This is a genomic window from Myxococcales bacterium (genome assembly GCA_016720545.1).
Lineage (GTDB): Bacteria > Myxococcota_A > Polyangia > Polyangiales > Polyangiaceae > JAAFHV01.
Genome location: JADKKK010000002.1, coordinates 319497 through 334038, shown reverse-complemented (window position 1 = coordinate 334038; position 14542 = coordinate 319497). Strand labels below are relative to the sequence as shown.

Genomic DNA, 14542 nt, shown 5'->3' with positions numbered 1-14542 from the left:
CGCACCCGGCTCTTATCGCCCCGTGCGCTTTCGGCTGACCCGCGTCGCTCCCCTGCTGTTCTTTTCCGGCGCCTGCGCGTTGGTCTACCAGGTCGCCTGGCTCCGCGAGCTGCGCCTCGTCTTCGGGGCCTCCACGGCCGCGTCGGCGGCGGTGCTCGGGGTCTTCATGGGCGGGCTCGGCCTCGGCGGCATCGTGATCGGTAAGCGCGCGGATCGTACCAAGAATCCGCTCGAGCTCTATGCCAACCTCGAGCTCCTCGTGGCGCTCTCCGCCGCGCTCACCCCGCTCCTCGTGTGGCTCGCGCGAACGACCTACCTGGCGCTTGGCGGCCAGTCGACCCTCGGCATCGTCGGGGCGACCGTGGCCCGACTCGCGCTCGGGGCGCTCGTCCTCATCGTGCCCACCACGCTGATGGGCGGCACGATGCCGGCGGCCGCGCGCGCGGTCTCCAGCGAGGAGGACCCCGGCCGCCGCGCAGTGTCGGCCCTCTACGGCGTCAACACGCTGGGCGCGGTCGTTGGGGCGCTCGCCGCCAATTTCGTGATGCTCGAGGTGTTCGGCACGCGGCTCACGCTGTGGATGATCTGCCTCCTGAACGTCCTCGTCGGCCTCGTGGGGCGCATGCTCTCGCGCGCGCCGGTCGAGGTGGCCCCCGTGGCGGCGCCGAAGATCGCGGCGGAGACCCCGGAGTCCGCCAAGGCCGAGGCCCTCGAAGGCCCCGCCGAGACCCCCGAGGGCACCGAAACCCCGGAGGAGGCCGCCGCGAAGACCGCCGACGCGGGGGCCGCCGACGAGGCGAAGCCCCCCGAGGCCGCCGAGGTCCCCCCGACGGCTGTCGATTCGGCCGGCGAGAGCTCCGAGGTGCTCCCGCGGAGCCTCGGGTGGTTCCCCTCGGCGGCGGCCGCCATCGTGGGCTTCGCGTTCCTCCTGATGGAGCTCGTGTGGTACCGCATGCTCGCCCCGCTGCTCGGCGGCTCGTCCTACACGTTCGGGCTGATCCTCGCCGTCGCGCTCTTCGGCATCGGCGTCGGAGGCGCGCTCTACTCGTTCGGCAAGGCGGTCCCCACCCTCCGAGGTTTCGCCCTCACCTGCGGGCTCGAGGCGCTCTTCATCGCGCTTCCGTTCGCGGCCGGCGATCGCGTCGCGCTCTTCGCGCTCGCGATTCGACCCCTCCGGATCCTCGGCTTCGGAGGCAGCGTCCTCTCGTGGGCCATCGTGTGTTCTCTCGTGATCTTCCCCGCCGCCGTGGTGTCGGGCGCCCAGTTTCCGCTCGTGATCGGGCTCTTCGGCAAGGGCGGAAAGGACATCGGCCGGCAGATCGGCGTCGCGTACCTCGCGAACACACTCGGGGCGATCGTGGGGTCGCTCTCGGGCGGCTTTGGCCTCCTCCCCGCGCTCACGGCGCCCGGCTGCTGGAAGCTCGTGATCGCGCTGCTGGCGGCCTCTGGCCTCGTGGCGCTCTTCCTCTCCGCGCGCCATGAGGGCCGCAACAAGGGGCTCGTGTACGCGGGCGGCCTCGCGAGCGTGAGCCTCGCCTTCGCCGCGCTCTTCGCCGAGGGGCCCACCGCCGCCTGGAGGCACACGCCGATCGGCGCGGGCCGCGCGGACTCGCTCCTCGCCAACCCCACGCCGAACGCCATCGAGTCGTGGAGGCGGGAGAGCCGCCTCAGCGTGGTGTGGGACGCGGACGGCCGCGAGAGCTCGGTCGCGCTGAACGGCGCCTCGGGCTACACCTTCGTGGTCAACGGGAAGGCCGATGGCAACGTGTTCGCCGACGCGCCCACGCAGGTCATGAGCGGGCTCCTGGGCGCCCTGGTGCACCCGAACCCCAAGCGGGCGATGGTGATCGGCCTCGGCACCGGCAGCACCTCGGGGTGGCTCGGAAGCATCCCTTCCATGGAGCGCATCGACGTGTCCGAGCTCGAGCCCGCCATCCTGCGCGTCGCGCGCGACTGCGGTCCCATCAACAACAACGTCTTCGACAACCCGAAGGTGCACCTCTCCCTCGGCGACGCGCGCGAGTTCCTCCTCACGACCCGCGAGCGCTACGACGTCGTCTTCTCCGAGCCCTCGAACCCGTACCGCGCCGGCATCTCCAGCCTCTACACGCAAGACTACTACCGGGCCGTGCTGACCCGCCTCGCCGACGACGGCGTCTTCGTGCAGTGGATGCAGTCCTACGAGGTCGAGGCCGAGGCGTTCCACACCGTGCTCGCGACGCTTCGGAGCGTCTTCGGCGACGTCACGGTGTGGGAGAGCATGCCCGGTGACTTCCTGATGGTCGCGCGCCGGAGCGATCCTGGGCCGCTCGACACGGTCGCCATCGGCAAGCGCCTCCAGGAGGAGCCCTACCTCACGGCGAGCCGGTACGTGTGGGGCGGCTCCTCGGTCGAGGTCTTCCTCTCGCACTTCATCGCGCGCGACGAGCTCGCCAAGCAGCTGCTCCAGCAGTCCCGCATCAACCGCGACGACCAGAACATCCTCGAGTTTTCGTACGCGCGCTCGGTGGGCGCCAGCGTGTCTCTCGCGATGGACGCGTCCCGCCTCTCGCAGAACCTCGGCTGGCACCGCCCGCGCGTCGTCGGCCCGGTCGACTGGGCGCGGGTCGACGACTCGTGGCTGCTCTACCGCCTCTCCCGAGGCGAGCCGGCCCCGCCCTGGCGCGTGCCGAACCCCACCCCGCGCGACGCCGCGCTCCATCGGCTCTACCGCGCGGTCCAGACGGCGCCGAGCGCCGAGGTGCTCCGCGACTGGAGCGCAGCGGGCATCGCGCAGCCGACCTACCTCGAGCGACTGCTCGTCGCCCGCGCCGCCGCGAAGAGCGCCACCCTGGAGCCCGCAGCCTTCGAGGAGTACGTCAAGGACCTCGAGCCCGCGACCGCGTCAGGCCTGCGCGCCCTCAGCGCCGCGAAGCGCAAGGACACCCCCCGAGCGATCGAGGAGCTCGTCCGGGGCCTCCACGGCGTGCGCAGCTCCCCTTGGGTGAACCTCGTGGTGCTCGAGCGTATGCTGCAGCTCGCGGTCGAGCTCGCCAACGAGCGACCCGAGGTGGCCGACAAGCTCTACGAGGCCGTGAAGACGCGGTTCCCCCTCTCGCCCATGGAGCGCCAGCGTTCCATCGCATCGCTCCGCCTCGCGATGCTCATGAAGAACGACGCCTGCGCGGAGGTATTCGACGCCATGGGTGGGCCCGCGCCTTGGGACGACGAGTACCTGCTCGCGCAGCGCGACTGCTTCAAGCGGACGCGTCCGGCGAAGGCCGACGCGGCCGAGGCGGAGTACGCGCGCTTTCAGTCGCTCACGCCGACGCCCCTCGGCGGGCGGTGACGGATTCCGTCACTTCGCCGACCTGGCGCGCCCCCACAAGGGGCACAAAGTGCAGAAGAGTCGGCTGTTCAGTAAGATGGACCAAGCTTTGCTTCTAGGCGTACGGACCGCCCCAAAGGAGCCCCATGAAGACTTTCCTCCGAAGCCGCCGCCGCGCTGGCTTCACCCTGATCGAGCTCATGATCGTCGTGGCGATCGTCGCCATCCTCGCCCTCCTCGCCATCTTCGGCGTCAGCAAGTTCCTTGCGACCGCGAAGACGGCGGAGGCCACCAACACCATCGGCCAGGTCAACAAGCTCGCCATTCAGGCCTACGATCGTGAGTCGGGCAACGCCCAGCTCATCGTCGCCGGTGGAACGAGCGCCACCACTTCCCACTCGCTCTGCGGCAAGTCGGCCCCCGTGCCCGCCGCGGTCGCCGACGTCCAGAACCGCAAGTACACGCCGCAGCCCGGCGGTGACTACCAGAAGCTCGTCGTCGCGACCAACGACAACCAGAACGGCTGGTACTGCCTCAAGCACGAGATGACCGAGCCGCAGTACTACCGCTACGCGTACACCGGCACCTTCGGTGCCCCTGCCGCCGTCGTCCCGCAGCTCGGCGTCCCCGCGAACATGCCCGCCAGTCCGCACTGGCTCGCCGAGGCGCAGGGCGACCTCGACGGCGACGGCACGTTCGCCCGCTTCGTCACTGGCGGCGCCATCTCCGCCCAGAAGACCGCGGTCTCCTTCACCCAGATCGTCGTCGAAAACCCCGAGGAGTAGGCCTTCCGGCGCTCCCTCTCACGTGGCGCGAGGGCCCAACTGGGCCCTTTCGCCATTTGACGCTCGAGGGCCCGCACTTCCGTCTTAGCCGCGCCGCGTTGCGACAGGAATTGTCACCTGGCCCTCGCGGCTCTTCCCGAGAACGTCACCCAAGTTTGCCTACACCGGTGTCCTGCGCGATGGCCGACTCTGGGAACCGCTTCTTCGCGTTTCCGTTCACACACGCGCGGCCGGTTTTCTCCTTGGCGCTCCACTTGGGACCTGCCGCCACGGAGAACGCGCGATACACTTTCGAGGGGCTCTGCCCACTAGCGAGGACCGAATGACGAATCGACGGCGAGCTTCGAGTGGCGGCTTCACCCTGGTCGAGCTGATGATCGTGGTGGCGATCGTCGCCGTCCTCGCGCTGCTCGGGATGGTGGGCTACCAGCGCATCATGAACGCGTCGCACTCCGCGGAGGCGAGGCACATGCTCGGCGCCATCCGGCTCGCGCAGGAGGGCCGCAAGGCCGAGACCGGCTCGTACGCGAACGTGTCCCCTGGCTACACGCTCTGCCCCACCGGCGCTGGCGCCGCCTTGAAGGTGGGCTGGAACCAGGCCTGCGGGCAGTGGGCGCAGCTGCCGGTGAAGTCGGACGGCCCCGTCCGCTACGGATACGCCACCATCGCGGGCCGGAGCGGCGTCGCCGTGACCAACGTGCCGGGCCAGGGCGCGGATTTCCCGCAGCTCACATGGCCCCCGGCGCCGGCCGCCGACTGGTTCGTGGCCTACGCGCAGCTCGACGAAGACGGGGATGCGGTGTTCTCGCGTGGCGTCGCGAGCTCGTTCACGAACGAGATCTTCGTCGTCAACGAAGGCGAGTAGCTCGCTCGACGGGCGCCGTCGCTCAGCGCACCTCGATCGTGCGCAGGCTCAGCATGCCATGGGCTTTCATGCCCGGCAGCTTGCCGAACACGCTGATCTCGTAGAGCCCGGGCCGCTTCTGATCGTCGAGCGGCACGTCGATGCGAAAGGTCGCGCCGCTCACGTCGACGGGGATGGGCGTCACGAAGCCGCGCGGCCAGTACACCTGGTACGGCGTGGGCACCGGGTACACCCGCCGCTTGTTCGCCTCCGCCGGGCTCTGCGCGCGCGCCGAGTCGACCCGCGCGACGCCTACCCCGCCGAACACGGCGGGGGCGGAAATGGTGCCCTCGACGCGCACGGTCTGCCCCACCCGCGCCGCGGTCGGGAGAGGCGCGTACGCGCCGTAGCCGTCGACGAGCTCCTGGGTGAAGCAGGGCGTGCCGATCTCGGTCGCGGTCGTGACGGGCAGCGCGATGCCGATGCCCACGCGCGTGTGGTGAGGCTTGAGGATGTTGCGACGGTGTCCGTCGTTCGGCGGCACCTCGTCGAAGAACAGGTGCTCGGCGTGGGCGATCGTGGCCTCGTCGACCAGGGGGTCTGTCTCCAGGTTGCGTGGCTTGAGGTCATCCACGCAGGACGCGTTCTCGAGCACCATGTCGACGCCGCCGGCCTCGGTGTGTCGTTGCTCGGGGTTCGAGCCGTCGGTGCCCCAGTGGCCGAGGAAGCTGTGGCGCGCCATGTCCTCCGCGTGCCGCTGGGCGGCGCGCTGCGCCGGGCCCTCGTCGAGCGCGAGCGGGGGCAGGCCCTGGCTCGCGCGGTCGCGGTTCAGCAGCGCCAGCATGCGGCGACGCGCGTCGGCGAGGCGGAGCTTGCCGGCGGGGACGGGCCGCGGCGCCTCGGCGCGCGTGGGCGGCGCGCTCGTAGCCCCCAACGCCGGCGCGCTCGGGGGCTCACCGCTCGACGACGCGGCGGTCGGGACCGACGGCGCGGAGCCCGCGTGAGCACCCTGCGGCGCCGCGGGCGAGCAAGCCGCCCCGACGGCGAGCGCGGCGATGGAGAGGCAACGAAACGCGCGACGTCCCATCTCTCTCGAATAGACTCATCGCGCATGGAAATCATCTCGGCGACGCCCGGCGACTCGAACGAGCTCTCTCGCCTCCCGCTCGCCTCGCTCTGCGGGCAGCTCCTCGTCGTCGGCTACCAAGGCGCGCGACCGTCTCCCACGCTGCTCGCGGCCCTCGAGGCCGGTGAGTGCGGAGGGTTCATCGTCTTCAAGCGCAACCTGACGGCGCTCGAGGCCGAAGGCCCCGCGCTGGTCGAGGCGCTCGCGGGCACCCTCGACGATCTCGCACGTCGCGCGCCGGCCGGGCTCCCGCTGCTCCTCGCCGTAGACCAAGAGGGGGGGCGCGTCGCCCGCCTGGGGCCGCCCGTGCTCGAACTGCCACCCATGCGCGCGCTGGCCGGCGTGGACGGCGATCGCGAGGCCCTCGCGCGGAGCGCGGGCCGGGCGCTCGGCGAAGAGCTGCAAGCCATCGGTTTCACGATGAATTTCGCCCCCATTCTGGACATCGACTCCAACCCGGCGAACCCGATCATCGGCGACCGCGCGTTCGGGCGACAGCCCGCGACGGCGGCGGCGCTGGCCCTCGCGTTCGCGGATGGGCTCCGCGAGGGCGGCGTGCTCGCGTGCGGCAAGCACTTCCCCGGGCACGGCGACACGCTCACCGACTCTCACCTCGAGCTGCCGATCGTGTCGAGATCGCGCGCCGAGCTCGAGGCGACCGAGCTCGTCCCCTTTCGCCTCGCCGCCCGGGCCCCGCGGACCGTGCCCGCGCTCATGACGGCGCACGTGCTCTACCCGGCGCTCGACAGCGTCCCCGCCACGCTCTCGCGCGCGGTGGCGACCGATCTCCTCCGCGGCGACCTTGGCTTCGAGGGCGTGCTCGTCTCCGACGATCTCGAGATGAAGGCGCTCCACGAGCCCGTCGAGCGGACGGCCGTGGCGGCCGTGCGAGCGGGCTGCGATATCCTCCTCGTGTGCTCCGACGAGGGGCTCTACTCGCGGGCGAAGAGCGCTCTGATCGCGGAGGCCGCGGCCGACCCGGCGTTCCGCGCGCGCTGCGAAGAGGCTGCGGCGCGAGGGCTCGCGATGCGACGCGCGTGCCCCCCTCGCGTCGCGGACGCCGCCACGCGCACGGCCCTGTTCGAGCGCCACGCCGCGCTCCGCGACGAGCTCGCGCGGCGGCTCGGGAGCGCGAAGTGACCGCGCCGGCCCCGCTCGAACCTCGCGCCTACCGCGCGCGACGCCTCGTCACGTGCGACGCCGCCCGCGCCACCGCCGACGATCCCCTCGGAGCCCTCGACGACGCGGGCTTCGTGGTGGACGAGCGAGGTCGCTTCGCGTTCGTGGGCGCCGCCGCCGATCTGCCGCGCGGCGTCCCGTGCACCGAGCTAGACGGCCTCGTCACGCCCGGCCTCATCGACGCGCACACGCACGCCGCGTGGGTCGGCTCCCGGCACGTCGAGTACGCCCTCCGCATGGCCGGCGCCGACTACCGCGCGATCGCGGACGCCGGCGGGGGCATCGTGGCGTCGCACCGCGCCGTCGCGGAGGCGACCGAGGCCGCGATCGCCGACGTGCTCACGGCGAGGCTCGCGCGCATGGTCCGCCTCGGCGTCACGACCTGCGAGGTGAAGAGCGGCTACGGCCTCACGCCCGACCTCGAGCTGCGCCAGCTCTCCGCCATCGCCCAGGCCGCCGCGCGCGACGACGCGCCGACGATCGTGCCGACGTTCCTCGGTCTGCACGCCCTCCCGCCGGCCGCGCGCGCAGACCGCGCCGGATACGTCGATCGCGTGGTCGATGTCCTCCTGCCCGAGATCGCCGCCCGCGGGCTGGCCCGCTACGTCGACGCCTACGTCGACGCGAACGCGTTCACGCCCGACGAGGCCACGCGCCTCGCGCGGCGCGCCGCGACGCTGGGGCTCCCGGCGCGCCTGCACGTGGGCCAGTTCGCCGACGTAGGCGGCGCGGAGCTGTGCGCCGAGCTGTCCGCGCACGCGGCCGATCACCTCGAGCACGTGGGCCCGCGTGGCGTCGACGCGCTCGCGGCGGCGGGCGTCGCCGCCGGGCTCTTGCCGGTCGCGAGCTTCACGCTGGGCCAAGCACCGCCGCCCGTCGAGGCGCTCCGGCGCGCGGGCGTCGCGCTCGTCGTGGCGAGCGACGCGAACCCCGGCACCGCGCCCACCGAGAGCCTGCCGCTCGCCCTCGCGCTCGCGGTGCGGCTCTACGGCTTGACCCCCGCGGAGGCCCTCCTAGGTGCCACACGACGAGCCGCGGCGTGCCTCGGCCTCGGCGCGCGGAAAGGCGCCATCGCGGCCGGGCTGGACGCCGATTTTGCGCACTATCACCTACCCCACGAGATCGCGTTGGTGCAGCCCTGGGGGACCGAGCTGGCCACCTACGTCGCGCGCAAAGGGCGCACCCTCTACTCGCGAGCGCGTTAGCGAGCGCATTCGCGAGCGCGTCAGCGACCGCATTTCGCGAGCCACAGCGGTCTCGACGCGCGCTCAGTCGGCGTCGTGCGAGCGGCCGAGCCCCGCCGGCGCCGCGAACCCTCCGCGCTTCGCGAACACGAGCAGCACGACCAGCGTGCCCACGTAGGGGAGCGCGGAGAACACGTGCGGCAACACCCCGCCGCCGCCCCCGCCGCCGCCCTGAAGCACGATCCCTACCGCGTCGAGGGCCGCGAACACGAAGCACGCGCCCACGGCCCGCAGCGGGCGCCAGCCCGACACGATCACCGCCGCGAGCGCGATGAAGCCGCGACCTCCGCTCATGCCCGACTGGAACTGGTGCTGCTCGAACGCGAGCGCGACCCCGCCGAGGCCGGTGACGGCACACCCGAGGACCACCATCGCCGCGCGAACCCTCGCCACCGGGACGCCCGACGCGTGCGCCGAGACGGGATCGTCGCCCGACGCCCGGATCCAAAGTCCGAGCCAGGAGCGGTTCACGAGCGCCGCCACGGCGAGCGAGCAGCCGACGAAGAGCCAGGTCGTGGGATCGAGCAGCGTCCGGGCGAGCAGCGCGGTCCCCGAGCCTCCCTCGACCGCCGCCCACCGGAAGCCAGCCACGCTCGGCGAGTTGGCGCTCGAGTGGTAGAGCGCGCGGAGGAGCGCGCGCGTGCCGCCCGCGGCGACCAGGTTGAGCGCGAGGCCGCTCACGATCGCGTCGATGCGCGCCCCGACCGCCAGGCCCGCGTGCGCCGCGCCGTACACGGCCCCGGCGACGACCCCGCCGACGAGCCCGAGCCCGGCGCTCCCGGTCGCGACGTGGACGGCCACGGCCGCGAACGCGGACGTGAGGAGCGCGCCCTCGAGGGCGATGTTGGGCACGCCCGCGCGCTCCGAGAGCACCCCACCGAGGGCGGCGAAGCCCACCGGGGCCGCCATGCGGAGCGTCTGCGCGACGAACGTGGCCGAAAACAGCGCCGAGGCGAGGCTCATGTCCCCCCCCGCGCAGGCGCCGCGAGGGCGCGGTCCGCGGCCGCGACCAGCACGATCGCGACCCCCTCGAGGACCGTCATGATCTCGCGCGGGACGTGCGCGTTCACGGCCAACCCGCCCTGCTCGAGCGTGCCGAAGAAGAGCGCCGCGCCGACGAGGCCGAGCGCGTGACCACGGCCGAGGATGGCGACCGCGATCCCGCCAAAGCCCGCGCCAGCGCCAAGGCCGAGCTCAAAATAGCCCTTGTAGCCGAGCACGGTCGCCGTCGACGCGAGCCCTGCGATCGCCCCCGAGAGACAGAGCGCCTGCGCGACCCGGACCTTGACCGGGACGCCCGCCGCCGCACACGCCGCGGGGTTCTGCCCTACCAGCCAGAGCTCGCGGAGCCGCGTGCGGCGAAAGCCTACGTGCGCCAGCACCGCGACGCCCACCGCGAGCACGAACGCCGCGCTCGCGGACGATCCTCGGAGCGCTGGGATCACCGCGTCGAGGCGCGGGAGCGCGGCGGCGGGCAGGATGTCCCGCGTGCGTGTGGTCCCGGGCAGCGCGAGGCCAGACGCGAGCGCGAGCGAAAGGAGCGAGTCGGCGACGCGGTTCTGGACCACGGTGGTGAGCACCTCGTGCACCCCCGCGCGCGCCCGGAGCAGCGCAGGCGGAGCCGCCCACAGCGCGCCAACGACGAGCGCAGCGGCGAACACGGCGAGCAGGGCGAGCGGTCGCGGCGTCGCCGGGGATAGCTGCGCACCGACCGTGGCGGCGGCGAGGCTCGCGACCGCGATCTGCCCCTCGGCGCCGACGTTGAAGAGCCCTGCGCGCAGGGCGACGTCGACGGCCACCCCCGCGAACAAGAGCGGGGTCGCCTTGAAGAGCACCTGCCCCGCCCCGTAGGCGCTACCCCACGTGCCGGCGACGAGCTCGGCGACCATCGCGCGCGGCGACTCGCCGTACACGAAGGCGACCAGACAAAAAAGGATGTAGGTTCCAAGTAACGCCACGGCCACGGGCAGCGCGCGGTCGGCCACGGGGGCGCGGGCCGCGGCGCTCACGACGCGACCTCGCCCAGCATGGCGCGGCCGAGCACCTCGTCGGAGGCGTCGGGCCCAAGCTCAGTCGCGCGGCCTCGAAAGAACACGAGGATTCGGTCCGAGAGCTCCCGGAGCTCCGCCGTGTCCGCGCTGACCAGCACCACGCCGGCGCCGCGCGCGGCCGCCTCGGCGATGCCCTGACGGATCGCCCGAGCCGCCCCGACGTCGACGCCCCGCGTGGGCTGCGCGAGCACGAGCAGGCCCACCCCGCGCGACGCCGCGGCGAACGCGCGCGCGCAGACGACCTTCTGCTGGTTGCCCCCTGAGAGCGCGCCCGCCGGGAGGTCGAGGTCCACAGTGTCGGCGTCGCCCGCGCGCACGCCGAGGGAGCGAGCCCGCGTGGCCGCCTCGACGTCGATCTTGGCGACGTCGAGCAGGCCCCAGCGCGAGAGCGCGCCGTGCTCCCCCAGCACGAGGTTGTCGCGAATCGACGCGCCAAGGCAGAGCCCCTCGCGCTGCCGATCTTCGTGCACGATGGCGACCCCGCGGGGCACGGTGACCTCCCCGGCGTCGAGCGGGAGCGCGCCGCCGAGGACCGCGCACAGGGCCTCCTGGCCGTTGCCCGCCACGCCCGCCACGCCCACGATCTCGCCGGCGCCGACGGAGAGGTCGACGTCGACCAGCGCCGGCGCTCCACCGCTCGCGACGCGCGCGCCGCGGAGGATCGCGGCGAGGTCTCCTTGCGCTTGCCTACCTTGCCGACGGGGCCTCTCCACCGGCGCGCGCGACGTCGCGTCACCCAGGATCCCATGCGCCACCTCGCCCATGACCGCGCCGGCGAGCGGGCGCGTCTCGGCGCGCACCCCGTAGGTCTGGCGACCGCGTCGGAGGACGGTCACAGCGTCAGAGAACTGCGCGATCTCGCTCAGCTTATGGGTGACGACGGCGACGCCACGCCCGCCAGCCGCCAGCCGCCGGAGGAGCGCAAACAGCGCCGACGCCTCCCCCGGTGAGAGCACCGCGGTGGGCTCGTCGAGCAAGAGCACGCGCGCGCGGCGGTAGAGCGCGCGGATGATCTCCAGGCGCTGACGCGCCCCTACGCCCAAGCGCTCTACGGGCACGTCGAGCTCGACCTCGGCGCCGAGCTCCACGAGCAGCTCCGCGACGCGGCGCCGCGCGTCTTCCGGCCGGAAGCCGCCCAGCCGGCCACGCGGCGGGGCGGCGAGCACGATGTTTTCGAGCCCCGTCATCGCGTTGACCAGCGCGAAGTGCTGGGCGACGAGCGCCACGCCGCGCCCCATCGCTTCGGCCGGGGTGTGCGCAGTGAGGCGCTCGCCCCCGATCCGGACGGCGCCCCCGTCGGGCACAGCGAGGCCCGCGAGCATCTTCAGCAAGGTGCTCTTCCCGGCCCCGTTCTCGCCCGCCACGCAGTGGACCTCGCCCGCGCGGAGCTCGATCGACACGCCAGAGACGACGGCCACGCCGCCATAGCGCTTCGTCAGATCGTCGGCCGAGGCGAGCACGGTCACCGCCCCACGCTACCAGGCAGAGGCCCGCGGCGGCGCGTCCGCGGGTTCTACGTCACTCAACTTTCCCTGCGGCCTCCGGCGCAGTACGCTTCCAGCATGGATCCGCGAGCGAGTCTGGAGGCCGTGGGTCGTGCGCCGCGGGCCGAGACCCTTCGACGGGAGGGTGCGCGTCCCCGACGGCGGCGCGGCGCGACGCTCACGGAGTACGCGATCCTGATCGTGGGAGTGCTCCTCGTAGGCGCGGGCGCAGTGAAGCTCCTCGGCGCGACCATGGGCAACCGCCTCGGGGGCGCCGGCTCCACCGTGAACGCGGGTGGTGGTGGTGGTGGTGGTGGTGGCGGCGGCGGCGGCGGCGGCGGCGGCGGCGGCTCGGGCGGCGGTTCCAGCGGCGGAGGGAGCGGCGGCGGCGCGAGCGCGGGCGGCGGCGGCGCGGGCGGCGGCGGTGGCGGCTCCCGCGGCGGCGGCGGCGGCCAGGTCGCCGGCAAGTCCAACGCGTCCAGCAAGGCGTCCTTGGGTGGCGGCGCGTCGTCCGACGGCCTCTCCGGGAGCGGTGGTGGCGGCTCGGGCGGGTCCGGGGCGACCGGCGACTCGAACGGTGGCCCCGCGCCGAACATGGACGACGAGAAGGGCGTCGCGGCCTCCCTCGCCGACGGCGATCTCGAGTCGCCCAAGATCAAGCGGCTCATGGCGATGTCGTTCTTCCTGGCCGGCAGCCTCGCGCTCGGGTTCTACGCCTACAAGGCGAAGAAGGCGCTGAAGAAATCCGACGCGGGCTGACCTCGCGGACGACCCTGGCAGGCTGACCGCGCGGGACGTCGACGCGTCAGCGGCGCACGCCGACCCACCGCAACACGCGAGCCCACGCGCTGAGGCGGACGGGCTCTTCGGGTGGCGGCGGCGCGACGAACGCCCCAGGCGCCGGCCCCGGCGCGCCGGCCCCAGGCCCCGCCGGAAACGCGCCAGACCCCGCCGGGAACGCCCCCGGCGCTCCCTGGAAGGCCCCAGGCCCCTGCGGGAACGCTCCGAGCCCCTGAGGCGCCCCGGGGCCCGCCTGGGGCGCGCCGGAGGCCGTAGGAGCGGCACCCGCGCCCCCGGGGAGAGGCGGGGCCTGCGCCGCCCGCGGAGGCGCGCCAGGCCCCGGGGCTTGCGCCCCGTGCGCGGGGGCCCCCGGGCCGCCGATCAGACCGGCGAGGTCCATCCGGGCCGTCGCCCCTCGCGAGGCCACGCCCGCAGTAACGCGCGAACGGACAGCCCGCTGCTCCATTGTGTGCAGGCCAACGCCGCACGCGCCGCAGTGGACCGCCATGCGCGCGTTCGGCGTGTTGCACATCGCGCACACCAGCGCGGGCTCCACCTGCGTCTGCCCGATCCCCACCTCCTCGCTCTCATCGCTGGTCCCCAGGATCGGGAGCGCCACCTCGCCGGACGGGCTCGACACGACCTGCACGCGCGGCGGTGCAGCCGGCACGCTCGCGGTGAGGACCGTGACCTGGGTTGGCTCGTGGGTCGAACGCTCGGGAGCGGGCGTCGCCGTGCTCCCGCGCGGGCGCTGCACCCGCGTGCGGGCGTCTTCGGCGGCACCGTACGGATCGGCGTCCGACTCGGACGTCGCGCCGAGCTCGGGCAGCTCCGCCGGCTCGGGGAGCAACGCGGCTCGGAGCGCGCGGGACACGTCGGCCATGGTGGCGAACCGCTGGTCGGGATCCTTCCGAATGCACCGCGCGATCACCCGGTCGAGCGCAGGCGGCGTCTCGGGCACCCGCGTCTTCATGGGCGGGGGCGTGAGCGAGAGGTGGTTGTTGATCATCGCCGGCATGAGCGCGTCGCGAAACGGGTTCGTGCCGGTGATCGCCCGGTAGAGCAGCACGCCGAGCGAGTAGATGTCGGTCCGCCCGTCGATCTTGCGCCCCAGGATTTGCTCCGGCGCCATGTACTCGATCGTGCCCACCAGCACGCCAGTCCGCGTCAGGGCGGTCTCCGCCTCGGTCGCGGTGTGCGACTTCGCGACGCCGAAATCGAGGACCTTCACGAACATGGTGTCGTGACCGCGCGCGACGAGCATCACGTTGGCAGGCTTCAGGTCGCGATGGACGATGCCTCCGCGGTGCGCGGCGTCGAGGGCGTCGGCGATCTGGGCGCCGACATGGACCGCCGCGGTGACGTCGAGCCGCTCTCGTGTCTGCAGGAGCTGCGAGAGGGTCTGCCCCGCGAGGTGCTCCATGACGAAGAAGAGATCGCCGCCCTCGCCTCGCCCGAGGTCGAACACGTCGACGATGTTCTCGTGCTGGATACGCGCCGTGTGCTTCGCCTCGCGGAGGAACCGGCCCGCGACGGCCTCGTCGATGCGCACGCCCTCGCGCGTGCGCACGAGCTTCACGGCCACCGGGCGACGCATCACCAGGTCGACGCCGCTGTACACGACGCCCATGCCGCCCTGCCCGATCTTCGCGTCGAGCCGATAGCGACCAGAGAGCAGCCGGGGGAGTTCTTCCTGGGCGTCCAACAGCCCAACGATAGCCGCATTTCGGCCCGGCGGCGTC

Annotated in this window: 11 protein-coding genes; 6 read left to right on the top strand and 5 right to left on the bottom strand. The window is 73.2% G+C overall.

Annotation, left to right across the window (positions count from 1 at the left end):
• The first annotated feature begins 22 nt into the window (after nucleotides 1–22).
• From IPQ09_05295 to IPQ09_05285, 3 genes are all read left to right on the top strand, one after another.
• Nucleotides 23–3328 (top strand): fused MFS/spermidine synthase, encoded by a 3306-nt coding sequence (locus tag IPQ09_05295; protein MBL0193636.1) that lies wholly within the window; start codon nucleotides 23–25, stop codon nucleotides 3326–3328.
• 125 nt (nucleotides 3329–3453) lie between these two features.
• Complete coding sequence (locus tag IPQ09_05290; GenBank protein ID MBL0193635.1) at nucleotides 3454–4092, top strand: type II secretion system protein; 639 nt, start codon at nucleotides 3454–3456, stop codon at nucleotides 4090–4092.
• A 322-nt stretch (nucleotides 4093–4414) separates the two neighbouring features.
• Nucleotides 4415–4957, top strand: coding sequence for a prepilin-type N-terminal cleavage/methylation domain-containing protein (locus IPQ09_05285; GenBank protein ID MBL0193634.1), 543 nt, complete (start codon nucleotides 4415–4417; stop codon nucleotides 4955–4957).
• A gap of 22 nt (nucleotides 4958–4979) precedes the next feature.
• On the opposite strand, the gene IPQ09_05280 is transcribed toward IPQ09_05285, so the two are convergent.
• Entirely contained in the window at nucleotides 4980–6023 is a 1044-nt protein-coding gene (locus tag IPQ09_05280; protein ID MBL0193633.1) for a CAP domain-containing protein, read from the bottom strand.
• A 24-nt stretch (nucleotides 6024–6047) separates the two neighbouring features.
• On the opposite strand from IPQ09_05280, the gene nagZ reads away from it, so the two are divergent.
• Nucleotides 6048–7202 (top strand): beta-N-acetylhexosaminidase, encoded by a 1155-nt coding sequence (gene nagZ / locus IPQ09_05275; GenBank protein ID MBL0193632.1) that lies wholly within the window; start codon nucleotides 6048–6050, stop codon nucleotides 7200–7202.
• Nucleotides 7199–8446, top strand: coding sequence for an imidazolonepropionase (gene hutI / locus IPQ09_05270; GenBank protein MBL0193631.1), 1248 nt, complete (start codon nucleotides 7199–7201; stop codon nucleotides 8444–8446). Before nagZ ends, hutI begins: the two co-directional genes overlap by 4 nt.
• A 63-nt stretch (nucleotides 8447–8509) precedes the next feature.
• Here hutI and IPQ09_05265 read toward each other — a convergent pair whose 3' ends face one another.
• Genes IPQ09_05265 through IPQ09_05255 form a run of 3 tightly spaced genes read right to left on the bottom strand, consistent with a single transcriptional unit; the run spans nucleotide 8510 to nucleotide 12002 of the window.
• On the bottom strand, nucleotides 8510–9448 hold the full coding sequence (locus IPQ09_05265; protein ID MBL0193630.1) for an ABC transporter permease: 939 nt from the start codon (nucleotides 9446–9448) through the stop codon (nucleotides 8510–8512).
• Nucleotides 9445–10494: an ABC transporter permease gene (locus tag IPQ09_05260; protein MBL0193629.1), complete on the bottom strand. Its 1050-nt coding sequence runs from the start codon at nucleotides 10492–10494 to the stop codon at nucleotides 9445–9447. Before IPQ09_05260 ends, IPQ09_05265 begins: the two co-directional genes overlap by 4 nt.
• Nucleotides 10491–12002 (bottom strand): ATP-binding cassette domain-containing protein, encoded by a 1512-nt coding sequence (locus IPQ09_05255; GenBank protein ID MBL0193628.1) that lies wholly within the window; start codon nucleotides 12000–12002, stop codon nucleotides 10491–10493. The genes IPQ09_05260 and IPQ09_05255 overlap by 4 nt, the downstream gene beginning before the upstream one ends.
• Nucleotides 12003–12098: 96 nt before the next feature.
• Between IPQ09_05255 and IPQ09_05250 the strand changes: the two genes are divergently transcribed.
• Nucleotides 12099–12779: a hypothetical protein gene (locus IPQ09_05250; protein MBL0193627.1), complete on the top strand. Its 681-nt coding sequence runs from the start codon at nucleotides 12099–12101 to the stop codon at nucleotides 12777–12779.
• Nucleotides 12780–12825: 46 nt separating this feature from the next.
• Here IPQ09_05250 and IPQ09_05245 read toward each other — a convergent pair whose 3' ends face one another.
• The gene (locus IPQ09_05245) at nucleotides 12826–14505 is read right to left on the bottom strand and encodes a serine/threonine protein kinase (GenBank protein MBL0193626.1); all 1680 of its coding nucleotides are present in this window, start codon (nucleotides 14503–14505) and stop codon (nucleotides 12826–12828) included.
• Nucleotides 14506–14542 lie beyond the last annotated feature (37 nt).